The following is a 24,663-nucleotide window of genomic DNA, read 5'->3' on the forward strand; positions in this document are numbered from 1 at the left end:
AACGTTCGCACTTGCTCAGGAGATGTCATGGCCGACGCCGCCGTCGACACCGTTGCCTCGGTTCCCGTCGCTGTCATCGGTGCCGGTCCAGCCGGCCTGATGCTGGCGCACCTGCTCGGGCGTGCTGGAGTCGAGACGATCGTCGTCGACACCCGCACCCGCCGCGAGATCGAAACGACCCAGCGGGCCGGCATCCTCGAGGCCGACGCAGCCCGGGACCTGGTCGAGACGGGCGTGTCCGACCGGATTCTGCGCGACGGCTGTGAGCACGAGGGGGTGGAGCTCCGCTTCGGCGGCCGGCCGCACCACATCGACTTCAAGCAGCTGGTGGGCGCGTCGGTGTGGCTCTACCCGCAGACCGATGTGTTCATCGACCTGGCCGACGCCCTGGACCGCGACGGCGGCGCGGTCCACTTCGGTGTCAAGGACACCGAAGTCCTCGGAGTCACGACCGATGCTCCCCGGGTGCGCTATACCGCACCCGACGGGTCCCGCCACGAGATCCGGGCGCGGTACGTGGTCGGTGCGGACGGGTCGCGCAGCATGTGCCGCGATCTGGTGCCCGAGGACAGGCGGGTTCGGTACGGCAAGGAGTACCCCTTCGCGTGGTTCGGCATCCTGGCCGAGGCTCCGATGAGCGCACCCGAGCTGGTCTATGCCCACTCCGAGCACGGTTTCGCGCTGATCAGCCAACGCACCGAGACCGTGCAACGGATGTACTTCCAGTGCAGCCCGGAAGAGTCCGTCGATGCCTGGCCGGACAACCGCATCTGGGAGACGCTCCAGGCCCGCGTGGCCGGCCAGGACGGCTTCCGCCTCAAGGAAGGACCGGTCCTGGAGAAGACGGTCCTGCGGTTCCGCTCGTTCGTTCAGGAGCCGATGCGCTGGGGCTCGATGACGCTGGCGGGCGACGCCGCGCACACGGTGCCGCCGACCGGTGCTCGCGGGCTCAACCTCGCGCTGCACGACGTGAAGGTGCTCGCCGACGTCCTCCTGAAAGCACTCGGCGGTGCGGGCGAAGCCGCGCTGGACGAGTACCAGCCGCGTGCCCTGCAGCGAGTCTGGCGGGCGCAGAACTTCTCCTACTGGATGACCCAACTGCTGCACACCGCGCCCGGCAGCACGCCGTTCGACCTGCGACGCCAACTCGGCGAGCTCGACAACGTGGTCGGCACCCGCGCCGGTCGCACCTATCTCGCCGAGCAGTACACCGGCTGGCCCACCCGTCCCCACTGACCAGGACGACCACCAGGAGACAACCCATGATCATCGACTGTCACGGTCACTTCACCACCGCGCCGCCGCAGCTGGCGCAGTGGCGGGACCGGCAGGTGGCGGCGGTCGGCTCCCCCGAGGCAGCGCCTGACCCCAACGACCTGGTCATCACCGACGACGACCTGCGCCAGGCGATCGAGGGCAACCAGCTGCGGCTCATGAACGAGCGTGGCAGCGACCTGACGATCTTCTCCCCGCGGGCCAGCTTCATGGCCCACCACGTCGGCGACTTCCAGATCTCCTCGGTGTGGGCCCGGATCTGCAACGACCTGGTCCACCGCGTCAGTACGCTTTACCCCGACCGTTTCGCGATGGGCGCGATGCTGCCGCAGTCGCCGGGCGTCGCCCCCGCGACCTGCCTGCCCGAACTGCGCCGCGCAGTCGAGGAGCTCGGCGCGGTGACCGTCAACCTCAACCCCGATCCGTCGGGCGGCAGGTGGACCGCGCCGCCGCTGACCGACCGCAGCTGGTACCCGGTCTACGAGGCAATGTCCGAGTACGACATCCCGGCCATGATCCACGTCAGCACGTCGTGCAACCCGGCCTTCCACACCACCGGCGCTCACTACCTCAATGCCGACACCACGGCGTTCATGCAACTGGTGCAGGGCGACCTGTTCTCCGACTTCCCAACTCTGCGGTTCGTGATCCCGCACGGCGGCGGCGCGGTGCCCTACCACTGGGGCCGGTTCCGCGGCCTGGCGATGGCGCTGGGCAGGCCGGACCCCGAAACGCTGCTGGACAACGTCTTCTTCGACACCTGCGTCTACCACCAACCCGGCATCGACCTGCTCACCGAGGTCATCCCCAGCCACTCGATCCTCTTCGCGAGCGAGATGATCGGCGCGGTGCGTGACATCGACCCGCGCACCGGCCACCACTTCGACGACACGAAGCGGTACGTCGAGGCCACCGCGAACCTCTCCGCCGAGGAACGCGCCGCTGTCTACTGCGGCAACGCCCTGCGCGTCTACCCCCGACTCGCCGCCCGCCTCACCGCCGCCGGCCACTGACCCAGGAGAAGAACCATGGAACACACCGAAATCGGTGTCGTCCACACCTCGTTCACCCGCGCCGACCCCGAGGACGTCGCCGCGCTGTCGACATTCGGCGTCGCCACGATCCACGAGGCCATGGGACGGACCGGGCTGATGCGCCCCTATCTGCGCCCCGTCTACCCCCAGGCCCGGCTGTGCGGCACCGCGGTGACCGTGCTGCTGCAGCCCGGCGACAACTGGATGCTCCACGTCGCCGCCGAACAGATCCAGGAAGGCGACGTGGTGGTCGCGGCCTGCACGACCGAGAGCGAGGACGGATTCTTCGGCGAGCTGCTCGCCACCTCCTTCCGTGCCCGCGGTGGCCAGGGCCTGGTCATCGACGGCGGTGTACGCGACGGGGCGGACCTGGAGAAGATGGACTTCCCGGTCTTCTCCCGGGCGATCAATGCCAAAGGCACGGTCAAGGCCACCCTCGGCTCGGTCAACGTGCCGGTGGTCTGCGCCAACGCTCTCGTGCGGCCCGGCGACATCGTCGTGGCGGACAGCGACGGTGTTGTGGTGGTGCCGCGCGAGCGGGCCTCTGAGGTCGCCGAGGCGGCGGCCCGGCGCGAGGCGGGCGAGGAGAGCAAGCGGGCACGGTTCCGCGCAGGCGAACTCGGCCTGGACATGTACGACATGCGCGGCCCGCTGGCCGAGCTCGGCCTGCGCTACAAGGACTGATGATGACGACGGACTTCGAGAAATCCCCTGGCTGGCTGGACTGGTACGCCGGTCCGAGCCGGCCACGATTCCGGATGCCCGAGGGAACCGTCGACGCGCACTGCCACGTCTTCGGCCCGGGAGCCGAGTTCCCGTTCGCGCCCGAGCGGAAGTACACCCCGTGCGACGCGTCCAAGGACCAGCTCTTCGCGCTGCGCGACCACCTGGGCTTCGCCCGCAACGTCGTGGTCCAGGCGACCTGCCACGGCGCCGACAACAGCGCCATGACTGACGCTCTGCGGGCCTCCGGAGGACTGGCCCGGGGCGTTGCCACCGTACGGCCCGGGATCTCGGACACCGAGCTGCGGGAACTGCACGAGGCCGGTGTCCGCGGCGTACGTTTCAACTTCGTCAAGCGACTCGTCGACACGGCACCACGACGGGACCTGCAGGACGTCGTCGAACGGATCGCCCCCTACGGCTGGCACGTCGTCCTCTACTTCGAGGCAGCCGACCTCGCCGACCTGCGCGACTTCTTCCTCTCGATCCCGGTACCACTGGTCATCGACCACATGGGCCGGCCCGATGTCACCAAGGACCCGCACGGCCCGCAGTTCGAGACGTTCCTGCAGTTCCTGCGGGCAAGACCCGACATCTGGTGCAAGGTGACCTGCCCGGAGCGGCTGTCGGTGAGCGGCCCGCCGGCCGTCGACGGCGAGCGGCAGGCCTACCGCGACGTCGCACCGTTCGCCCGACGCGTGGTCGAGGAGTTCCCCGACCGGGTGCTGTGGGGCACCGACTGGCCCCACCCGAACCTCACCGACCACATGCCCGACGACGGTCTGCTGGTCGACTTCATCCCGCACATCGCACCGACCGCGCAACTGCAGCGCAAGCTCCTCGTCGACAACCCGATGCGCCTGTACTGGCCGGACACCGACTGACCCGCCCACGACCGGAGGCCACCATGTCACTGGACAAGACCTACAAGCTGGTGCCGGGAACCACCATCTTCGACGCCGAGCAGTCCGCCAAGGGCTACCACCTCAACCAGTTCTGCATGTCACTGATGACGGCGGAGAACCGCGAGCGCTACCTCTCCGACGAGCGCGCCTACCTGGACTCCTGGCCGCTGCGGGAGGAACAGAAGCAGGCACTGCTCGACCGCGACCTCAACACCGCCATGCGCGAGGGCGGCAACATCTACTTCCTCGCCAAGTGGGGCGCGACCCTGGGGTTCTCGTTCCAGCAGATGGCGGGTTCGATGACCGGCATGACCGAGGAGCAGTACCGCGCCATGATGGTCGGCGGCGGCCGCTCCGTCGAGGGCAACCGCATCGACCACGCCGTCCTGGAGGCGGCGCACGCCGACCCGACGCCCCCGGCCGAGCACGCCACGATCACCAGTGCGGTCTTCACCTCCCACGTGCCCGCGATCGGTGCGGCGATGGACCACGACAAGACGGACGAGCCCTACTGGCGGCCGGTCTTCGACGGGTACGAGTTCTCCAAGGAGTGGGAGCAGGAGAACCTCCCCGACGTGGTCTTCCTGGTCTACAACGACCACGCCTCCTCGTTCGACCTGTCCCTGATCCCGACGTTCGTGCTCGGTACGGGCGCGGCCTACGCCACCGCCGACGAGGGGTACGGGCCCCGTCCCGTCCCCGGCATCGAGGGCGACCCCGACCTGGCCGCGCACATCGCGCACTCGCTCATCAAGGACGACTTCGACCTCACCCTCGCCAACGAGATGGCCGTGGACCACGGCCTGACCGTCCCGCTGTCGCTGATGTTCGGCGACGTCGAGAAGTGGCCGTGCAAGGTGATCCCGTTCCACGTCAACGTGGTGCAGTACCCCGTGCCCTCGGGCGCCCGCTGCTTCGAGCTCGGCCGGGCGCTGCGCAGGGCGATCGAGTCGTACGACCGACCGCTGAAGGTCCAGGTGTGGGGCACCGGCGGCATGAGCCACCAGCTCCAGGGCCCCCGCGCCGGTCTCATCAACCGCGAGTGGGACAACGCATTCCTCGACCGGCTGGTCGAGGACCCGGCCGGCCTGGCGCGGGTGCCGCACCTGGAGTACGTCGAGGAGGCGGGCTCGGAGGGCATCGAGCTGGTCATGTGGCTGATCGCCCGCGGTGCCCTGAGCGATGTCGACGGGACCGGGAAGATCGAGGTCAAGCACCGCTTCTACCATGTGCCGGCGTCCAACACCGCCGTCGGCCACGTGATCCTGGAAAACCGCCCGCGGGCCGAGGAGCCCGCCGTGAAGGAGTGACATGACTGAAGACCGAACCCTCCGGGTCGCCTTGGCCGGAGGCGGCGCCTTCGGCGCCAAGCACGCCGCCGCGCTCCGGCGGATCGAGGGCGTCGAGGTGGCCGCCGTGGTGAGCAGCTCCCTGGAGAACGCCCGGAAGTTCGCGGCGGAGCAGGGCATCGGCCGCGGCGTCGCCACCCTCGACGAAGTGCTGGCCATGGACGGCATAGACGCCGTCGTCCTCGCCACGCCTACACCGATGCACGCCAAGCAGACGCTGGCCTGTCTCGAAGCGGGCAAGCACGTCCAGGTCGAGATTCCGCTGGCCGCCTCCCTCGGCGACGCCGAGGCCTGCCTGGAGGCGCAGCGGCGCACCGGGCTGGTCGGGATGGTGGGGCACACCCGCCGCTTCAACCCCAGCCACCAGTGGGTGCGGCAGCGGATCCGGGCCGGCGAGTTCGGCATCCAGCAGATGGATGTGCAGACGTACTTCTTCCGCCGCACGAACCTCAACGCTCTCGGCCGGCCGCGGTCCTGGACCGACCACCTGCTGTGGCACCACGCCGCGCACACCGTCGACCTGTTCGCCCACCAGACCGGTTCACCGATCGTGCAGGCCAACGCCGTCCAGGGCCCGATCCACCCCGAGCTCGGCATCGCGATGGACATGTCCATCCAGCTGCGCGCGGAGAACGGCGCCATCTGCACCCTGTCTCTGTCGTTCAACAACGACGGGCCGCTCGGTACCTTCTTCCGTTACATCGGCGACACGGGCACGTACATCGCGCGGTACGACGACCTCTTCACCGGCAAGGACGAGCCGATCGACGTCAGCGGTGTCGACGTGTCGATGGACGGCATCGAGCTCCAGGACCGCGAGTTCGTCGCCGCCATCCGCGAGGGCCGCGAGCCGAACTCCTCCATCGCCCAGGTGATGGCCTGCTACCGGACGCTGGCGGCGCTGGAGCAGCAGCTCGCCTCCTTCTCGCGCCCGTGACCACAACGGGGGCGGCCCCGGGCCGTGCGTCGCGCCGGATCGCTTCCTTCGAGGTGCCGGCGCTCGGCCTGGGCTGTATGAACCTGAGCCACGCCTACGGCGTCGCGCCTTCGGCGGAGGACGCCGAGCGCTTGCTTCTGACGGCGCTGGAGGAGGGTGTCACGCTCTTCGACACCGCCGCGCTCTACGGTTTCGGTGCCAACGAGGAGTTGGTCGGCCGGGTGCTCGCCGGCCATCGGGACCGGATCGTGCTGGCCAGCAAGTGCGGGATGACCGGTGTCGGTGGGCGGCGCGTCATCAACGGCAGGCCCGAGACCCTGCGGCGTACCGTCGACGAGGCGTTGGCCCGGCTGCGTACCGATGTCATCGACCTCTACTACCTGCACCGGCTCGACCCGCGGGTGCCGGTGGAGGAGAGCGTCGGGGCGATGGCCGGGCTCGTCGGGGCAGGCAAGGTACGGGCGCTCGGCCTGTCCGAGGTGTCCGCCGCGACCCTGCGGCGGGCCCACGCCGTGCATCCGATCGCCGCACTGCAGAACGAGTACAGCCTGTGGTCGCGCAATCCGGAGCGGGGGACGTTGCAGGCGGCCCGTGAACTCGGCGTCGCCCTGGTGGCGTTCAGCCCACTGGCCCGGGGGTTTCTCACGGCCGCCCCGCCGGACCTGGCGGTCCTTCCCGCCGACGACATCCGGCGGAACATGCCCCGCTTCGACGAGCGCCACTATCCGGCCAACCTGGCGTTGCGGGGCGAGCTGGAGAAGATCGCCGACGAGGCCGGGCTCACCCTGCCGCAGCTGGCCCTCGGCTGGGTCCTTTCCCGGGGACCCCACGTCGTGGCCGTTCCGGGGACCCGGTCGGTGGACCACCTGCGGGAAAACCTGTCCGTACTCGACACCGAGATACCCGCCGGGGTGCTCGACGCGGCAGGACGAGTGCTGAACGCCACGACGGTGCACGGAGCCCGCTACAACGAGGCCACGCTGACCGAGATCGACACCGAACGCTGCGGCCGTGTCGGCTGAGGCCAGGCTCGTCCGCGTATGTTCGTGGCGGGATGAAAGGGGCGCGGTACCGGGATCGAAGTGGTCCGGTACCGCGCCCCTTTCGTGCGGTTGGAAGGCCGTCGGCCCGGGGCCGACGGCGGTCCGTCAGGCGTAGTGGCGGTAGACCGCCTCCGCAACGCAGGCCGGCTTCTCGCTGCCCTCGACCTCGACGGTGAACGTCAGCGGCATCTGCACGCCGTTGCCCTTGACCTGCTCCACGGTACCGACGGCGCCGTGCAGGCGGATCTTCGCGCCGACCGGCACGGGGCTGGGGAAACGGACCTTCTCCAGGCCGTAGTTGACGCTCATGGAGGTGCCGGTGATCTCCAGCAGCTCGCCGAAGAGCGGGATGATGAGGGAGAGGGTGAGGTAGCCGTGGGCGATCGGGCCGCCGAACGGGCCGTCCTTGGCCTTCTCCGGGTCGGTGTGGATCCACTGGTGGTCGTCGGTGGCGTCGGCGAAAGTGTTCACCCGCTGCTGGGTGATGTCGAGCCAGTCGGTGCGGCCGAGGTCGGCTCCGGTGAGGGCCTTGAGCTCGTCGAGGCCGTGGGCGGTGGTGGGCATGGTGGATCCTTCCGATGGCGCGGGCGGCGAGGGGCGCCGCCCGCGGAGGTGGGGTGTCGGGTGCCTGTCAGGCGTACGGACGGTCTCCGGGGCCGTCCGCGTACGCGTCGCGCACGGCGGGCTTGATGATCTTGCCGGAGGCCGTGCGGGGCAGTTCCCCGGTCAGGACGAGGGACTTGGGGATCTTGTACTTGGCGAGCCTGCCGTGGAGATGACCGAGGATCTCGTCCTTGTCGGCGTCGGCGCCGGGCCGGAGGACGACGACGGCACGGCCGACCTCGCCCCAGACCGGGTCGGGAACGCCGATGACGGCGCACTCGGCGACGGCGGGGTGGGTGAGGAACACGTCCTCGACCTCGGCCGGGTACACGTTCTCGCCGCCGGAGACGAACATGTCCTTGACCCGGTCGACGATGTACGCGTAGCCGTCGTCGTCCAGCCGGGCGACGTCTCCGGTGCGCAGCCAGCGCCCGCCGTCGTCCTCCCGGGTGAAGGCGGCCTCGGTGTCCTCGGACCGTTCCCAGTAACCGGTCATGACGTGGGGGCCCTGGACCAGGATCTCGCCGCGCTCGCCCGGTCCGGCCTCGCGGCCGTCCGGGAGCACGACGCGGGTGTCGGTGAAGAAGTGCGGCACCCCGGCGGAGCCCGCCTTGACCGAGGTCTGTTCCCGGTCCAGGAAGAGGACGCCAGGAGACGCCTCGGTCATGCCGTAGCCCTGGCTGAAGGCGAGGCCGCGATCGAGGTACGCGGCGATGGTGCGGGCGGGCACGGGGGCGCCGCCGCAGTTGAGGGTGCGCAGGCTGGACAGGTCCGTGGTCGCCCAGCGGGGCCGGGCGGCCATGGCGTCGTACATCGTGGGGACGCCGAACATGTACGTCACGCGCAGGTCCTCGATCAGCTCCAGGACGCGCTCGGCGTCGAAGGCGCCGAGGAGGACCACCCGGCCGCCCTTGAGCAGGGTCGGCAGGCAGGTCATGTTGAGCCCGGCGGTGTGGAACAGCGGGGCCACGACGAGGGTCACCTCGTCGCTGGACAGATCGGTGTCGACAAGGACGTTGACACTGTTCCAGGTGATGTTGGCGTGGGAGAGGACGGCGCCCTTGGGACGGCCCGTGGTCCCGGAGGTGTACATGATCAGGCACGGGTCCTCGGGTGCCACGGCCTCGTCCAGCGGGTCCGTCCCCGCGCCGGCGAGCAGCTCCTCGTAGCCGAGGGCTCCGTCCCCGTCGGGTCCGGTGAGCGCGATCCGCTGCCGTACGCCCGCCTCGTCCGCCGCGGCACGGGCCGCAGCGGCCTGCTCGGGGGCGTGGACGAGGACGACGCTGCCCGAGTCGGACAGGTTGTAGGCCAGCTCCGGCGCCGCGAGCCGGGAGTTGAGCGGTACGAAGACCGCCCCCAGCGTCCCGGCGGCGAACAGGGTCTCCAGGAAGGCAGGGTGGTTGGGCCCGAGGTACGCGATCCGGTCGCCCCGCGCCACGCCGAGCGCGCGCAGGGCGTGGGCGAGGCGCAGGACGCGCAGGTGCAGCTCGCGGTGGGTCAGGGTGCGGTCCTCGTGGACCACGGCCACCCGGTCGGGAGTCTTGCGGGCCCGGCGCGCCGGCCAGGAGCCGATGCCTTGGTTCAACACGGCGTCTCCTTCAGCCCGTGGTCAGACCGAGCAGGCGGGCGGCGTTGTCCTTGAGGATCTTAGGCCGGACCTCGGGCTTGATGTCGAGCTTCTCGAAGTCGGCGAGCCAGCGGTCGGGCGTGATGACCGGGTAGTCGGAGCCGAAGAGCACCTTGTCCTTGAGCAGTGTGTTGGCGTACCGCACCAGCTGCGGCGGGAAGTACTTCGGCGACCAGCCCGACAGGTCGATGTACACGTGCGGCTTGTGCGTGGCCACGGCCAGGGCCTCGTCCTGCCACGGGAAGGACGGGTGGGCCAGGACGATCCGCAGTTCCGGGAAGTCCACGGCGACGTCGTCGACCAGCATCGGGTTCGAGTACTTCAGCCGGATACCTCCGCCGCCGGGGACGCCGGCACCGATGCCGGTCTGGCCGGTGTGGAACAGCGCGGGCACGCCGAGTTCCTCGATGGCCTCGTAGAGCGGGTACGCCATCCGGTCGTTCGGGGAGAACGCCTGGATGCTGGGGTGGAACTTGAACCCGCGCACCCCGTGCTCCTCCACCAGGCGACGGGCCTCCCGCACGCCCGCCCGGCCCTTGTGGGGGTCGACGCTCGCGAACGGGACGAGCACGTCGGCGTGGGCGGCACAGCTCTCTGCGACCTCCTCGTTGGAGATGCGGGGATGGCCCGTGGCGTGCTCGGCGTCCACCGTGAACACCACTGCGGCCATGCGGCGTTCACGGTAGTGGGTGGCCATCTCGTCGATGGTCGGCTGCCGGTGACCATGCGCCTTGAAGTACTCCTCGGAGGCGCCGAACAGCTCCGGGCTCAGGGCCCCGTGGCCGTCTTTGGAGATCTCCGCGTGCGTGTGCACGTCGATGGCGGTCAGCCGGTCGAGGTCGAGCGCGAGGTCGCCCATGTCACGCCTCCGGGGCCTGGGGCGCGGGGATGCCGTAGGTCTCGGGCTCGGCGCCGACGCCATTCGGCCACTCGGCGGCGATGGCATGGGCGCTCCACCCGCCGTCGGCGAAGGCGACCGCCTTCTCCTTGGGGTGCGCCCACAGGGCGAGCCGGTCGCCGCCGATGCCGATGGCCTGGCCGGTGACCCCGTCGGAGTCGTCCGAGGCGAGGAAGGTGATCAGGGCGGCGACGTCCTCGACGCTGCCGAGGCCCTCGTCCTTGCGCAGCCAGTCCGGCAGCGGCTTGCCAGAGCGCTCGGACTCCTCGATGACCGGGGCGAACGCCGGGATGGTCTTGGTCATATCGGTGGCGGCGACCGGCACGACGGCGTTGACGGTGATGCCGGCGCGGCCCAGTTCCATGGCCCAGGTGCGGGCCATGGCGACGATGCCCGCCTTGGCGGCGGCGTAGTTGGTCTGGCCGAAGTTGCCACGCTGTCCGGCCGGGGAGGAGATCAGGACGAGACGGCCGCCGGTGCCCTGCTCGCGCATCCGGACCGCTGCGGCACGGGCGCAGGTGAAGGTGCCGCGCAGGTGGACCTTGACGACGGCGTCGAAGTCGTCGTCCGTCATCTTCCACAGCACGCGGTCGCGGAGAATGCCCGCGTTGGTGACGAGCACGTCCAGGCGCCCGAACTCCCGCACTGCGGTCTCGACGAGTTGCTCGGCCGCCTCCGTGCCGCCCACGGCCGCCACGACGCCGGCCGCCCTGCCGCCCGTGGACGTGATGGTTTCGACGGCGGCGTCCACCGTGTCCTTGTCGACATCGTTGACGACAACGGCGGCGCCCGCGGCGGCGAGGGCCTGCGCGTATGCCAGACCGAGACCGCGTCCGCTGCCGGTGACGACAGCGACCTTGCCCTGAAGATCCATGAGAGGTGCCTCTCGTGAGTGATGAAAGAGGAATACCGAAAGAGCCGACCCGAACCGGGATCGACAGGAATCCTGATGACCGCCAGTCTGAACAATCAGCAGGATTCCTGTCAATGCCCTAAGGTGGGACCGCTGCCGCCCCACACGGACCGACACGACGGGAGGACGAACGTGAGCACGTCACTGCTCTACCTGGTCAAGAGAACGGAGCTGGCGGTGCGCGCCCGCCTGGAGGAGCTGCTCAAGCCCGCCGGGGTAACGGCGCTTCAGTACACCGCCCTCACCGTGCTGGACCGACACGACGGGATCTCCGCGGCGCAGCTCGCCCGCGACTCCTTCGTCACCGCCCAGTCGATGGCCGACATGGTCCGCGCCCTGGAGAGCCGCGGCCTGATCCGCCGCGAACCCAACCCCGCCAACCGCCGCGAACGCCTCATCCTGCTCGCAGCCCCCGGGCGGCGGCTGCTCTCCGAGTACGCCGAGCCGGCACGCCGCCTCGAGGAGCGCATGACCGCCGGCCTGAGCGCGAAGGAGACCGACGCGTTCCGGGAGGCGCTGAACGAGGCATGGCGGACCCTGTCCTGACCGGGCAGAACAGCCTTCGCCGCAACGACCGGTACCGTGCTGTCTGCCGCATCACGAGCCCACCGGTATGAACACCTGCCGACAGACAACATCCCGGGATTCCGGCCGACCACTGGGTTCGAAGAACCGCCGCCCAGCCACCCGCCACGACGTGGGCAGAGTGCTGGCCGCCAGCGAGGCGAAGTCGCGTACGAGCTTGGCCAGTGTGGTCATCTCGGGGCAGGCGATGAGGAGTTCGCCGAGGTGGGTACGGTCCTTGTCGGGCAGGTGCTCGGGGCTCGTCATGATCCAGGAGATGAGGCGGCGTGGTGAGGGCATGATCCGGTCGCCTTCCGGGCGGCCCTGGTTGATGTACTTGCAGAGCAGGTTGAGGCTGCCCGTGTATCCGAGGTCGTGGATCTCCTCGAGCAGGCGCTTGACTGGCATGCCGGGCTCCTCCGTCCGGCGCCGGCGCAGGTGGTGTCGGTGGGCATCGACCTGGCAGGCGCGGGACTGGGGCGGGCGGCGCAATCGGTCGGGCTCGGAGGCACGTGCGTACCGTTGGACGGTGTTCAGCGCCAGGTCCAGCCTGCGGGCGCAGTCCAGCAGTCCCACTCCCTTGCCGAGCAGGTCGTGGACGGCGTGCCAACGTTCCAGGGTGGTGCGCTCGCAGGTCAGCTCCCGTCGCTGCGGCCCGGCCTTCGCCCAGCAGCCGCTTTGGGGCACGACCGCCTTGACCTGACTGGTCGGGCGGGCAGTACGACGCCGGTGACGCTCGAGCAGCACGGGTATTTGCTCGCGCAAGGTGTGACGGCAGGCGTGGGGCACACCAGACGGCGCACACGCACCCGGACCACCACACGCCGACCATCCACCGGCACGTCGGTCACCGTCCGCTCGTGATAGTCATGCACCCGTACCGACCCGGCTCCGCAGACCGGGCAGGCTGCCACCCCGTCCGGCGTCCGCGCCAGCACCATGATCCGCCCGCCCTCATCGCCTACACCCTCGATGATCAGCGGCAATAGCCCAGAAAACACCATGTTCACACGCTCGTTGGCATCTCGCGTGTCATGTCAACGACACCAACCACACTGCGTCACCACCGAAAGTGAGACAGCCCCGTTCGTTTGGCAGACCCCTTGGCATACCTCGGTGGGGCAAGGCTAAACCTGCCATACGCGTTGGGCGCCTACCCAGGTCGAGAGGATGGGGATGTCGGCGATGCGTTCGGGGGCGACGGTCAGGGGGTCGTCGCCGAGGACGGTGAAGTCGGCGAGCATGCCAGGGGCGAGGCGGCCTTTGATGTGTGCTTCCCCGGTGGCGTGCGCGGAGCCGGACGTGTAGACCTCCAGGGCCTCGCGTGCGGTCACCCGCTGTTCGGGGCCGAGGACCTCGCCGTCGCCGGTGGTGCGCGTCACCATCGTGCGGATCGCCAGCAGCGGCGGGAGCGGTCCGGCGGGGTGGTCCGAGGATCCGCCGACGCGGATGCCCGCGTCCAGGAACTTCCGGTGGGCGCACGCCGCCGCGGCGCGCTCGTCTCCGTAGTAACCGCGCAGCTTGCCGCCGTGCTCGTGCAGGAAGGCCCCGAACGGCACGGGAGTCACCCCGGCGGCGGCGATCCGGGCGACCAGGTTGTCGTCGACGAGGCTGCAGTGCTCGATGCGGTGGTTGGTCCCGGCGTACGCCGGATCCTCCGCGCGGGCCGCCTCGATGGCGTCGAGCACCTTGCCCACTGCCAGGTCGCCGTTCGCGTGCACCGCCACTCGGCTGCCCGCGCTGTGGACGGCGCGTACCGTCGCGCCGAACTCCTCGTCCGTCATCACCTGGATGCCGTTGTCGGCGCCCGTCTGGCTGGGGTACGGCAGGCGGCACAAACACGTGCCGCCCGCGAGCGCGCCGTCGATCATCAGCTTGACGCCGACCAGGCGCAGGTGTTCGTCGCCGAAGCCGGAACGCATGCCGACCCGCGCCAGGTCCTCGAAGTACCGGTGCCACACCAGCATGCCCACGCGCGCGGTGAGGACGCCGCGCCGCGCCGCCTCCTGGTAGAGCCTCAGCTCGCGGGGCGAGACCAGGGCGTCGCACCAGGAGGTGATGCCTGCCGCGTGGAAGTCGCGGCACACCTCGGCGAACGACCGGACCCGGTCGTCGAGGGTGAACTCGCCGAGCAGTTCGGGGACCCCGCTGGGGCGGTACCACTGGTCGAACCAGGCTCCTTCGTACATCCAGCCGTCGAGCCGGCCGTCGGTGTCGCGCCCGAGCGTGCCGCCGGAGGGGTCGGCGTCGGTGTCGCGGTAGCCGGCGAGTTCGAGGGCCCGGGTGTTTGCGACGGCCATGTGGCACGAGAAATGCACGGCGATGACGGGGTGTTCGCGCGACACCGCGTCCAGAGCGGCGCGGGTGAGCCTGCCTTGCGGGTCGGCCGCTGGGTCGTAGCCCTCGGCGACGACCCAGCGGCCGGGCGCGGTGGCCCGCGCGCGTTCCGCCAGCAGGCCGCGCGAACCGCCGGCCGCGGACATGGCGTGCGCGGTCAGGGAGACCCGCAGACGGGTGTCGGCCAGGACGGCAGGGTGGCAGTGTGCGTCGTTGAGCCCGGGAACGACGACGGCCTCGCCGAGATCGACCCGTTCGGCGCCCGGGAAGCGGGAGCGCAACTCGTCCCAGTCCCCCGCGGCCACGATGCGGTCCCCGAGGGTCGCGAGCGCCTCCGTTTCGGCGCGTGGGTCGGCGTCGGCGTTCGCCCCTCCGTCGGCTCGGGCGAGCGTGATGATCCGCCGCGCCCGGAATATCTGCACCTGCGGCGGTTCGAAGCAGGATCCCGCGATCTGCGCGCGGGATCCCGCGGTGGACTTGTCGCCCGTGTTCATGTCGCTGCCTCGCCCATCATCGATCTCTTCGGTGGTTTGTTCCTTCGCCGCGTCGGCCCCGTCGGCCCCGTCGGCCGCGTCGGCCGCGTCGGCCTTGTGCGGGTCGGGTTCCTCCGTCGCCCGGTCGGCCGTGCGCGCGGAGGGTGTGCCGTTCGACGCGCCGGGCGGGACACCGTCCCTTCCCGCGCTCACGCCGCCGTCCCCTTCACCGGGCACATCGTCGCCGGGGCCTCGGGGCGAGCGGATCCCGCCAGCCGGAACACCACCTCGACGAGGATCCCGACGGCAAGGTTGACCCCGATTCCGATGAGGCCGACGTTCACGTGGCCGACGTCGACCGCGTGGCCGTCGTTGCCGAAGGTCAGCCAGATCACGACCGCTTCCCCCGCGATGATCCCGGCCGCGACGGACCACGCGCGGGCGAGCGGGCGGTGCCCCTTCAGCGCGTACAGCAGGCCCGGCGCCAACTGCGCCAGTCCGGCGTAGGTGAGGAGCAGGAGGTTCGCCAGCGCGTCCGGCCGCTTGATGCCCAGCACCAGCGCCAACGCGACCGCGCCGATCACCGTGGCGTGGTTCACCAGCAGTCCCGACCGCTCGGTGCGCGTGCGGACGACGTTCCGGGCGACCATCGACGACATGCCCAGGACGATCCCCGCGGACGGCACCATCGCGCACGCTGCGGCGGCGGTGACGACGACACCGACCACCCAGCCGGGCAGCGCACCGTTCGTGAGATGCAGGAGCACACCGTTCGGGCCGCCGGAAGCCGCGCCGGCGACGAGGATGCCGGTGAACCCGACGAGCATCGGGATCGCCTGGCTCGCGCTGTAGAACGGGATCCAGATGCTGTTGTGCCGAAGTGCCTTCTCGTCCTTGGCGGACAGCACCGCGGGCCAGCTCTGCGGCATGGTCATGAACATGACGCTCAGCAGGCTCGTCACCATGCTGGTGAAGAACCAGGTGCGGTCGAACGGCCCGTCGTGGATGGAGAGCTTGGCCGCGTGCGTGTCGGCGAGCTGGCGGCTGACGTCGCCGATGCCGCCCGCGAAGTGCACGGGAATGGCGACCGCCAGCACGACCAGGACGAGCACCATGAGCGCGTCCTTGAGGTACGCCGCCCGCGCCACGCCGCCGATCCCCGACCACAGAACGAACGCGGTGATGAGGACCGACGCGGCGATCATGCTCGCGGTGCCGGAGCCGCTGTTGCCGGTCGCCAGTTCGACGACCAGGCCGAGGCCGGTGATCTGGAGCTGCAGGTATGGCAGCAGGAACAGTACGCCGAGCACCGCGGTGAGCGTGCCGAGGGCTTGGCTGCCATAACGGTCGGCGAAGAAGTCGCCCTGCGTCAGGTAGCCGCGATCCCTGCCGAGGCGCCAGACGAGCGGCGCGATCACATACAGGCCGACGTAGGCCAGCGGGAGGTACGGCAGCGCGTAGGCGACCCCGACGCCCGAGGCATACGCGAGCCCGGCCAGCCCGAGGAAGGTGAACGTGGTGTACACCTCGCCTGCCTGGAGGAACCATGTGGTGACCGCACCGAACCGGCGTCCGCCGACCGTCCACTCCTCCAGGCTGGCCGCGGGCTTGCGGCGGCCGAGCACGCCGAGCGCGGCAATCACCAACATGCCCACGACGGACACGGTCAACGTGGCGCTCATCGGCCGCCTCCGTTCTGGAGGTGCTCGCGCCGGCGCTCGACGCGGCCGCGCTGGTACTCGACGTAGCCGAGTGCCGGAGTGAGGGCCACCACCCACCCCACGCTCCAGGTCAGGATCGACGGCATGCCGAGCCAGACATTCGGGGCGTTGACGAATGGCAGCCACACCGTCGACAACAGTGCCGCTACGGGCACGAGTAGCAGGAATACCGCGACACGCATGGACCGCTCCTGGGGGTCGTCGGATCTCGCGAACCCTTGGAGCATGAAACTTCCCGGGTAAGATCAATCAAAATCTGTCGAGAAGATTCACATAGAGTCGAGATATGAAGCATTCCGTCGAATCGCCGACCATCGGCTCGCCCCGCCCGCACCCTCTGGACGAGACCGACCTGGCACTGGTCAACGCCGTCCAGGCCGCACCGCGGGCATCGTGGACGCTCGTCGGGCAGGCCCTGGGCATCAGCGCGGTCACCGCCGCCCGCCGCTGGGAGCGGCTGCGCTCGCGCGGCCTGGCGTGGGTGACCACGTACGGCGGCCCGTTCGTCCAGCAGGTCAACTGCGCCGCGTTCGTGGAAGTCGACTGCGTGCCGTCACAGGTTCCCGCGGTCACCGAGCGCCTGGTCCGCGACCCCCGCATCACCGGCATCGAGCACGTGTCCGGCGGCACCGACCTCTTCCTCACGGTCATGGTCGCCGACCTCACGGCGCTGTCCCGTCTGGCCATCGATGTCATCGGCGCCCAGGAAGGCGTGACGGCCACCCGCAGCATGATCGCCACCCACCTGTTCACCGAGGGCAGCCGCTGGGACCTGCGTTCCCTGGACCCCGGCCAACGCGGCCTGCTGCGCCCGGCGGACGACACGGCACCCACCGGCGCCGCGACGCTGGCGCCGGAGGACCGCCCGCTGCTGCTCGCGCTCGGCAAGGACGGGCGGCTCGGCTACGGCGAACTCGCCGAGCTCACGGGCATGAGCGAGTCGACCGTACGCCGCCGCGTGACCCGGCTGCTGCGCGAGGGCAGCCTCGTGCCCCGCTGCGAAATCGCCCACGGCGTCTCGGGGTTCCCGGTGTTCGTGCACTATCTCGCGAACGTCCCCAGCGCGGATCTCGCCCGCGTGGGCGCGTCGATCGCCGCGGCGAGCGAAGTCCGCCTGTGCGCCGCCATCGCCGCCCGGCACAGCCTGCTGATCACCGCGTGGGTCCGCTCCGTCCCGGACACCCGCCGCTTGGAGGCCCACCTCACCGAGCGTTTTCCCGAGCTCACCGTCGAGGACCGGCGGTTGACGCTGGCCAACCCCAAGCGGATGGGGCACTTGCTCGACGCCGAAGGCCGGAACACGGGTTTTGTGCCGATGGACATGTGGGCGTGAGCGGCGGAACCGGCAGCGGTCGCCCACCGAGGTCGCCCGGGAGGTCGGCGTCAGCGCCGAGGGACTGCGCAACTGGGTCAAGCAGGACCAGGCCGACCGCGGGCACGGGCCTGCGGGTGCCCTGACCAGCGACGAGGAAGAAGAGCTCCGGCGTCTGCGCCGGAAGAATCGGGAACAGCAGCAGACCATCGAGGTCCTGAAAAAGCCGCGGCCTTCTTCACGCGGGAGTCGACGAAGTAGCCGTGCGCTACGCGTTCATCGATGCGGAGAAGGCCACCGAGCACAACCCGAACGGCCACGGCGTCAGCCGATGTGCAAGATCCTGGGGGTGTCCCGCTCCGGCTATTACGTCTGGCGGGCTGCACTCCCGGCCGCCGAGGCGCAAGCGGGCGAGGAGACCGAGCTGGTCACGGAAATCCGGAAGCTCCACACGCAGTCCCGCCGCGCCTACGGCTCCCCGAGGATCACGGCCGCACTGCGCCGCAAGGGACGGAGGGGCGAGGGGGCGCCGCGGTGGAGGTGGCCTTGGGTCCCGGTGCTTCGGGGTGGTGCGTGGGGGCTGGACTACCAAGATTACGCACCGCAGCCTGCAGGACGGCTCGAAGGTGCCCGGCCCGGTACCTGGACGCCTGGATCGAAGCACTCGGCCTGGATCGTCGAATGACCATCGGCAAAAAAAGGGGGGAGAGAACACTACGCAGTTGGAAGCGGGTTCCGCTCGCTTTCACCCCAGCCGATCCCGTGGGACCAGCGGCAAGAGAGTTCGCATCGCCTTCTCAGGATCGGGGACAGAGATCGCCAGTCGGCTGAATGACGCGCTCCGGCGGAGTTCCACACACAGCACTGGTGTGCCGGCCCGTACCAACGTGAAGTCCTGCCCCTCCCGTAGGTGCCGGACGCCCGCGCACAGCTGTCCGGGGATGCACGTGCCCCGATCACGCTCACCGCGAAGCGCACGCCACCAGTCGGGCTCGATATGGAGTTGGCGCAGCGCCGACACCGGAACCCGCACATTGCGGTGGCGTGCCAGCGCCTTCTCCCGCCAGGACAGGTGTACGACGATATCGGTCCCCTCGACTACCACCCTCGCCATAGCCTCTCCCTCATGGTCGGAGTGCCCCGGCGTATCACGATGCTTCGGGACCCGTTCCAGGTCTGCGTCGTCGGCTAGGTGTACATCGGGCCGTTGGATTTTCCTAGGCGCGACACTCCTGCCTCCACAGGGCAGTTCCGGGTTCACGTGGGCAGGCGTACGGCGATGCGATGTCGTCGGTGCTTCCGGTGCCGAAGTCGGCGAGGATTTCGTCGCAGAAGATGCTGAGCGATTCACGCGCATGTGCGGCTGCGTCTTCGCGGAGGCGGTGCAGCCGGTCCTCGACATTTTCTCCGGGGCGTTCGATCAGGCCGTCGGTGCAGAGGAGGAGTGTGGCCGCAGGCGCCAGGATCTCCTCGTGGTCGGAGCGGCTCTGAGCGGTGTCGACGCCCAGCAGGAGGACGTGTGAGTCGTCGAGGTAGCTGGTGTCACCGTCGCGTTCGACGAGCAGTGGGGGCGGATGTTCGGCGTTCGAGAAGTGCAGGTGCCAGCGGCCGTGGCGGGAGGCTTCGAGGCGTGCGTGGATGCAACTGGCGACGTGTCCCGGGTAGAGGGTGTCCGAGATGAGGTCGAGGCGGCGCAGGATGTCGCTGGGGGGATCTTGCCGGTCGCAGGCGAGGGCGCGGAGCATGTTGCGCAGCTGGCTCATCGTGACGGCGGCCTGCGCGTCGTGGCCGATCACGTCGCCGATGATCAGGGCGCTGGCGTCGTCGGGCAGGGGGAAGCCGTCGTACCAGTCCCCGCTGCCTGCTCCCCTGCCCCAGTGCGGCATCGACGCTTTCGGTGTTCACAGTGTGGTCCCTCTCGCGCTGGCGGAGGGCACAGCCGCAGGGGACGGTCTTCGGCAGAGCGGCCGGAGTGCACTGCTTCGGGCCGCGGTCGGCGGTTACTGCCTCAGAACATTGTCCTCGCTTGTCGTACGGCCGGTCTGCTCGTGCCTTTTCGGCGGCATCGGGGCCTTGCAGCAAGCGCCGGGGGGCGCCTGCGCCGGGGCGGCTGCGCCGCACAAACGCAGGGCCCGGCGAGATATGGGCTGAATGCATGGCGCAACACCCTCCTGGGCGGTGCGCGATCAGGCGGAGGGCCCTGCGGCGCTGACGTGCGGCGGAGCATGAGCGGGGGCAGGGTGAGGGCATGAAGCTGCCGCCACCGATCGTGATACACAGCCCCTTGTCGGCGGGCGGTCGAAGGGGCACGGCGGTCGAAGGCCAAGGCCGGTCATGGCGGCAAGACGAAGGTGTTGGGCCCGGCCCGCTCCGCCCGTGACGTCCTGTTCTTCCTGGAGCGGGCGGACCCGATGCCCCGGAGGCGACACCCGACAGCCCGATCCGGGTCGAATGGCGCGGAACAGGAGCCCACCGGTACGAGCAGCCGTAACCCCGACCGACCCCGCGGAAACGGGCCGACAACGCGGCTCCCGACGTGGCTGCGCCGAGGAGGTGAGTGCCTGGACTGTTCCCGTGCGCGTAGTGCAGGTTTTGTGTCCAGGGCGTGTTGTCTATGTGCTTGCACCCTCCTTCCGAGGGGCGGTGAACCCGAGGAAAGGCACTGTGATGGAACCTGGCGGCGATGTGATCGCGGAGCTCGCGGCCGATCACCGTGAGCTGGAGGCCCTGTTCGAGCAGATCGAAGTGCAGCCGGTCGATGATCCCCAACGGCGGGTTCTGGCGGACCGGCTGACTGCGGAACTGGTACGGCATACGGTCGCCGAGGAACTGCACCTTCATCCGGTGGTGCGCAAGCACGTACCGCACGGTGCGGCGCTGGTCGACAAGGAACTGGCCGATCACGCCAAGGTCGAGCAGATGCTCAGGGACCTCGAAGACCGGAACGTCGATGATCCGCAGTTCAACGACGTGATCGCGAAGCTGAAATTCGAGGTCGCGTCCCATATGCGCGAGGAAGAGCACGAACTGTTCCCGAAACTCACGGCAGCCCTCCCGCGCGAGAGGCTGGCCGAGCTCGGGCGGCTGGTGCGCCGGGCCAAGGAAACGGCCCCCACTCTCCCCCAACTCTTGCTCCCGAACGCCCCGCCCGCCAACAAGCTGCTCGTCCCCGGGGCCGGGCTGGTGGACCGGGTACGCGATCTTCTCAACAACCGCACGACCACCGGCTGAACCCCACCCTGGGCATGCCCGGCCACCCATTGCGCATCCGGAGGAGCATTGAATGCCGGTCCTCGAAGGAACCATGCCGGTGGCCGGTGCGCCCTGCTGGGTGAACCTGATGGCACAGGACCCGCGCCAAGCACAGTCCTTTACGCCGATGTCATGAATTGGACGTTCAGGGCCAGCACACTCGGCAGCAACTTCTCGGTGGCTCCGGCGCACGGAAAACCGATCACCGGGTTCGGATGCTGCCGGTGGCCATCCTGCCGTCTGGACCCCCCTGCATAAAGGATCGGGTTGCGGGCGATGTCCCGGCTGCGCCCCTGTCTCTGCATCCGGTTCCGGCCCAACCGGATCAGCGCCGCCGCCACCCCGGCCCGCCGCGCCGACACCATCTGGGTGGATGTCCTCGGCGGCGGCGACGAAATCTGCACCATCCTGTTCCTGGACGGGCCGGACGCGCGCAACTCGCTGCTGCTGCGCGGTCTTCCCGCCACCCCCGCGGTCCAGTCGTGGACGTCGCGCGTCCTCCTGCGGGTCTCCCCAGCGGCCTTCGACTGGAGCGGTGGCCTGCTGACGCAAGCCGAGCTGACTCGACGACTCGCTCGCCGCCCGCCAGCAGGCCCCTGGTCCAGCAGCACCAGTCCGGCGAGCACACCATCGCCGGCCTCGCCGAGCTCTTCTCCGTCAGCCGCGCCACCGTCTTCCGTGTCCTTGAGCGCCAACAGGCCGCAGCAGCGCCTTCGATGCCTGGCGGGTAGTGACGTGCTGCCCCACGCGCACCGGGTCACCGAGTACGACCCCGCCGACCGCGATCAGCACGGGTGCTCCGTGCTGTTTCAGTACTCGCAGCAGGGGCTCCAGTTGCCTGTCGGACAGCGGGCCTCCGGCTGCGGTGGCGATGTCGTACCGGTCCTGGGGCCAGAGAGTGAACTGCCGGCTCGTCGGCTTCGCCCCTCGATCCAACCTCGACCGGCCGGGGAACACCACCTCCCGACGTCGGGCCGGCAGCTCCGGGCACGCCAGCCCGCCCACGCCTCGAAGGATCCCCCGCGGCGACGTTCAGGCGGGGCCGGAGCCCCACGGCCCCACCGCCTCACCGCGGGCCCCGGAGCAGGCAATTCATGGAGTCTTCGCCCGGAAGTCGCCCTTACGGGCCATTCCTCCCCGGTCCCGCGGCTAACTTGCAGACGATCACCCCCCGACGATCGACTTCCGCGGAGACACCCATGTGCAGCCCCCTCCACCAGCCCGACGGACCACTCCTGCCCGACGCCGGGCGTCGTACGTTCCTGCGGGCCGCCGCGCTCACCGGTGCCGCCGCCGCGGCCACGGGGCTCGTGTCCGCCACCCCCGCCGCGGCTCTCCCCCAGCAGAACGCCGGTGCTGCCACGGCCCGTTGGCGACCCGATCCGGAGAACCCCCGGTTCACGCTCGTCGTCATGCCCGACACCCAGTACCTCTTCGACGGGGCGAGCATCAACAAGGCCCCGGTCGAGGCCTCGTTGCGTTACGTCCTCGATCACGGGCGCGACGAGAACATCGTGTTCCTGTCCCATCTGGGCGACCTCACCGAGAGCGGCCGGACCGACGAATTCGAGGCGATCGGCGAGGCCTTCGAACTGCTCGACCGGCGACAGGTCGGCTACAGCGTCGTCGCGGGCAACCACGACATCAAGTCGTCCACCGACGACGGGCGCGGCCGCACCCCGTACCTGGACACCTTCGGTCCGCGGCGCATGCGGCAGCTGCCCACGTTCGGCGGGGCGACCCCGGACGGTTACAACACGTACCACGTGTTCCGCGCCGCCGGGCGGGAGTGGCTGGTGCTGGCGCTCGACTGGCGGCCGTCGGCGGCGTCCCTCGCCTGGGCCCGGAACGTCATCGCCAAGCACCCGGACACGCCAGTCGTCCTCACCACCCACGAGCTGGTGTACGCCGACGCGGACGGCGACGAGGCCGAATTCTCCGACCACGGAGAGCATCTGTGGGACGAGCTGATAGCCGGGCACGACCAGATCTTCCTCACCCTCAACGGCCACTACTGGCCCGCCGGGCGCACCACCCGCAAGAACACCGCGGGCAACGATGTCCATCTGCACATCACCAACTACCAGAACCGCTACTACGGCGGCAGCGCCATGATCCGCCTCTACCGCTTCGACCTGGCCAGGAACACCATCGACGTGGAGACGGTCTCCCCGTGGATCCTCGGCCGCGCGGGCGAGAGGCTCAACGACCTGGAGCGCGGCGAGATCGAAATGACCGGTCCGCAGGACCGGTTCGCCGTCCCCATCGACTTCGAGAAGCGGTTCGCCGGCTTCGCGCCCGTGCCGGTGCGCGGCCCCCGCCCGGCGGAGCAGCTGCTGATACCGGGCACCGTCGCCTACTGGCGCTTCGATTCGCCCGCGCACCCGGACGGTTCCGCCGCCGCCGATCTGCGCGTCCCCGACCTGTCCGGGCACCGCAACGACCTGGTGCGCGAAGCCGTGCCCGGAAGCGCGCCCGACGCGCTGCGCTGGTCCACCGACCACCACCCCGACCAGCCCGGCCACGGCAGCCTCTACTTCGACGGCTCGAAGCCGCCGCTGCGGGGCGCGTATCTGCGTACGGAGAACAACGCACCGCTCAACACCAAGACCTTCAGGTCCGGTTACACCATCGAGGCCTTCCTCCGTCTCCCCGCCGACTGGGACGCCGGACGCAACGCCTGGGGCGCCGTACTCGGCCGCCGGGGCACGCTCGGGGCTGCGGGCAAGACGTCCGGCGACTCGGACGAGCCCGTCGCCACCCTCTCCGTGTCGGACGGCCCCGGGCTCCAGTGGGCGGCGGCGCCGCTGAACCAGCCGGGAGCCGTCACCAACTGGAGCCATGAGCTGTCGCGCGACCGGTGGTGGCACGTGGCGGTCGTCAACGACGGCAAACACACGACGATGTACGTCGACGGCTGCGTCGTCGCCCGCAACCCCGCCACCCGCACCACCGGTCTCGCCACCGCGGGTCTGCCCTGGCTGCTCGGCGCCTATGAATACGGGGGCAGGCTCGACCAGTTGATGCACGGCTGGCTCGGCGACATCCGGATCGTCGAACGCCCCCTGCGCGTGAGGGACTTCATGACGGCCCCGACTCCGCCGCCCCACTGACTGGGCGGTCAGTTGATGACAACCTGACCAGCGGTCAATATGTACGTGTAGCCCTTCACGTATCCCTCGCTCAGGTTGGCGTACCGGCGTGGGCACCGCCGTACGGTCTGCCTGGCCGCCCACGCAACCATTCGTGGGCGGCCCCGGTCCAACTCCACATGCGGAAACGACTTGTCTCCACCCTGGCCCTGACCGCGGTAGCGGCCTGTGGCGCCCCGGGGGTTGTACCCGACTCCGCCGTCTCACCGAGCGTGACGCAGACCGCCACGGCCACGAAGCGGCACGCGGCCGACCCCGACACCGCCGGGGCCCACGCCGACCTCGTCACGAACAGGAACACGGACTCCCAGGCGACGGTCCGGTTCGGCCCGTTCACCCGTACGGGCAAGCCCGCCCGTACGAAGACGCTCGACCTCACCCCCGACAAGCCGTCGTACTACACCCCCCGGCCCACCGGAGTCGGCGACGGCAACGGCAACGGCAACGGCAACGGCAAGGACGATCTGGTGGTCACCTGGTCGCACGTGTTCGCGGACGGGATGCCGACCCCCCGCGCCACCGTCGTGTACCGCGGAGCGGCCAAC

General features: G+C 69.9%; 21 protein-coding genes and 2 pseudogenes. 13 read left to right on the forward strand and 10 right to left on the reverse strand.

Annotated features, from left to right (window positions below):
* The first annotated feature begins 27 nt into the window (after positions 1-27).
* From BT364_RS34310 to BT364_RS34340, 7 genes are read left to right on the forward strand one after another with little or no spacing between them, the layout of a single operon-like run.
* Positions 28-1,236, forward strand: coding sequence for a 4-hydroxybenzoate 3-monooxygenase (locus BT364_RS34310; protein WP_072489107.1), 1,209 nt, complete (start codon positions 28-30; stop codon positions 1,234-1,236).
* Between the two features lie 26 nt (positions 1,237-1,262).
* On the forward strand, positions 1,263-2,288 hold the full coding sequence (locus BT364_RS34315; protein ID WP_072489108.1) for an amidohydrolase family protein: 1,026 nt from the start codon (positions 1,263-1,265) through the stop codon (positions 2,286-2,288).
* 15 nt (positions 2,289-2,303) lie between these two features.
* Complete coding sequence (ligK, locus tag BT364_RS34320) at positions 2,304-2,993, forward strand: 4-carboxy-4-hydroxy-2-oxoadipate aldolase/oxaloacetate decarboxylase (protein WP_072489109.1); 690 nt, start codon at positions 2,304-2,306, stop codon at positions 2,991-2,993.
* A 2-nt stretch (positions 2,994-2,995) separates the two neighbouring features.
* Positions 2,996-3,916, forward strand: a complete 921-nt coding sequence (locus BT364_RS34325; protein WP_072489110.1) for an amidohydrolase family protein — start codon at positions 2,996-2,998, stop codon at positions 3,914-3,916.
* Positions 3,917-3,939: 23 nt separating this feature from the next.
* On the forward strand, positions 3,940-5,247 hold the full coding sequence (ligA, locus tag BT364_RS34330; RefSeq protein WP_072489111.1) for a protocatechuate 4,5-dioxygenase subunit alpha: 1,308 nt from the start codon (positions 3,940-3,942) through the stop codon (positions 5,245-5,247).
* 1 nt (position 5,248) lies between these two features.
* Entirely contained in the window at positions 5,249-6,223 is a 975-nt protein-coding gene (locus tag BT364_RS34335; protein WP_072489112.1) for a Gfo/Idh/MocA family oxidoreductase, read from the forward strand.
* Entirely contained in the window at positions 6,220-7,245 is a 1,026-nt protein-coding gene (locus tag BT364_RS34340; protein WP_079179789.1) for an aldo/keto reductase, read from the forward strand. Before BT364_RS34335 ends, BT364_RS34340 begins: the two co-directional genes overlap by 4 nt.
* 126 nt (positions 7,246-7,371) lie before the next feature.
* On the opposite strand, the gene BT364_RS34345 is transcribed toward BT364_RS34340, so the two are convergent.
* From BT364_RS34345 to BT364_RS34360, 4 genes are all read right to left on the reverse strand, one after another.
* Positions 7,372-7,830, reverse strand: coding sequence for a MaoC family dehydratase (locus BT364_RS34345; protein ID WP_072489113.1), 459 nt, complete (start codon positions 7,828-7,830; stop codon positions 7,372-7,374).
* 67 nt (positions 7,831-7,897) lie between these two features.
* A complete protein-coding gene (locus BT364_RS34350) occupies positions 7,898-9,457 on the reverse strand; it encodes an acyl-CoA synthetase (RefSeq protein WP_072489114.1) in 1,560 nt (519 codons plus the stop codon).
* Positions 9,458-9,467: 10 nt separating this feature from the next.
* Entirely contained in the window at positions 9,468-10,355 is an 888-nt protein-coding gene (locus BT364_RS34355; RefSeq protein WP_072489115.1) for an amidohydrolase family protein, read from the reverse strand.
* 1 nt (position 10,356) lies between these two features.
* Entirely contained in the window at positions 10,357-11,268 is a 912-nt protein-coding gene (locus BT364_RS34360) for an SDR family oxidoreductase (RefSeq protein WP_072489116.1), read from the reverse strand.
* A gap of 171 nt (positions 11,269-11,439) precedes the next feature.
* Here BT364_RS34360 and BT364_RS34365 point away from each other — a divergent pair, with 171 nt between their 5' ends.
* The gene (locus BT364_RS34365; protein ID WP_072489117.1) at positions 11,440-11,853 is read left to right on the forward strand and encodes a MarR family winged helix-turn-helix transcriptional regulator; all 414 of its coding nucleotides are present in this window, start codon (positions 11,440-11,442) and stop codon (positions 11,851-11,853) included.
* 171 nt (positions 11,854-12,024) lie between these two features.
* Here the strand turns inward: BT364_RS34365 and BT364_RS43605 are convergent.
* The 4 genes and pseudogenes from BT364_RS43605 to BT364_RS34390 all read right to left on the reverse strand — a co-directional run.
* Positions 12,025-12,875: pseudogene (locus BT364_RS43605) on the reverse strand (transposase family protein); the annotation flags it as partial.
* A gap of 123 nt (positions 12,876-12,998) precedes the next feature.
* Positions 12,999-14,894 carry an amidohydrolase gene (locus tag BT364_RS34380; RefSeq protein WP_143166598.1) on the reverse strand — a complete coding sequence of 632 codons (1,896 nt, stop codon included), beginning with the start codon at positions 14,892-14,894 and terminating at the stop codon, positions 12,999-13,001.
* Positions 14,891-16,363: a sodium:solute symporter family protein gene (locus tag BT364_RS34385; RefSeq protein ID WP_072489120.1), complete on the reverse strand. Its 1,473-nt coding sequence runs from the start codon at positions 16,361-16,363 to the stop codon at positions 14,891-14,893. Before BT364_RS34385 ends, BT364_RS34380 begins: the two co-directional genes overlap by 4 nt.
* The gene (locus tag BT364_RS34390) at positions 16,360-16,584 is read right to left on the reverse strand and encodes a hypothetical protein (RefSeq protein ID WP_072489121.1); all 225 of its coding nucleotides are present in this window, start codon (positions 16,582-16,584) and stop codon (positions 16,360-16,362) included. The genes BT364_RS34385 and BT364_RS34390 overlap by 4 nt, the downstream gene beginning before the upstream one ends.
* A gap of 104 nt (positions 16,585-16,688) precedes the next feature.
* On the opposite strand from BT364_RS34390, the gene BT364_RS34395 reads away from it, so the two are divergent.
* Together BT364_RS34395 and BT364_RS44460 are read left to right on the forward strand one after the other, a co-directional pair.
* The gene (locus BT364_RS34395; protein ID WP_072489122.1) at positions 16,689-17,735 is read left to right on the forward strand and encodes an Lrp/AsnC family transcriptional regulator; all 1,047 of its coding nucleotides are present in this window, start codon (positions 16,689-16,691) and stop codon (positions 17,733-17,735) included.
* Positions 17,710-18,399, forward strand: a complete 690-nt coding sequence (locus BT364_RS44460; protein WP_072489123.1) for a transposase — start codon at positions 17,710-17,712, stop codon at positions 18,397-18,399. Before BT364_RS34395 ends, BT364_RS44460 begins: the two co-directional genes overlap by 26 nt.
* A 532-nt stretch (positions 18,400-18,931) precedes the next feature.
* Here BT364_RS44460 and BT364_RS34410 read toward each other — a convergent pair.
* Positions 18,932-19,600: a PP2C family protein-serine/threonine phosphatase gene (locus tag BT364_RS34410; protein ID WP_072489125.1), complete on the reverse strand. Its 669-nt coding sequence runs from the start codon at positions 19,598-19,600 to the stop codon at positions 18,932-18,934.
* A gap of 781 nt (positions 19,601-20,381) precedes the next feature.
* Here BT364_RS34410 and BT364_RS34415 point away from each other — a divergent pair.
* Positions 20,382-20,945: a hemerythrin domain-containing protein gene (locus BT364_RS34415; RefSeq protein ID WP_072489126.1), complete on the forward strand. Its 564-nt coding sequence runs from the start codon at positions 20,382-20,384 to the stop codon at positions 20,943-20,945.
* 140 nt (positions 20,946-21,085) lie between these two features.
* On the opposite strand, the gene BT364_RS34420 is transcribed toward BT364_RS34415, so the two are convergent.
* A complete protein-coding gene (locus BT364_RS34420; RefSeq protein WP_072489127.1) occupies positions 21,086-21,373 on the reverse strand; it encodes a hypothetical protein in 288 nt (95 codons plus the stop codon).
* 792 nt (positions 21,374-22,165) lie between these two features.
* Between BT364_RS34420 and BT364_RS34430 the strand changes: the two genes are divergently transcribed.
* Entirely contained in the window at positions 22,166-24,079 is a 1,914-nt protein-coding gene (locus tag BT364_RS34430; protein WP_072489128.1) for a LamG-like jellyroll fold domain-containing protein, read from the forward strand.
* 251 nt (positions 24,080-24,330) lie between these two features.
* Positions 24,331-24,663, forward strand: a pseudogene (locus tag BT364_RS34435) (hypothetical protein); the annotation flags it as partial.

The sequence above is a fragment of the Streptomyces atratus genome, from assembly GCF_900119365.1.
Taxonomy (GTDB): domain Bacteria; phylum Actinomycetota; class Actinomycetes; order Streptomycetales; family Streptomycetaceae; genus Streptomyces; species Streptomyces atratus_B.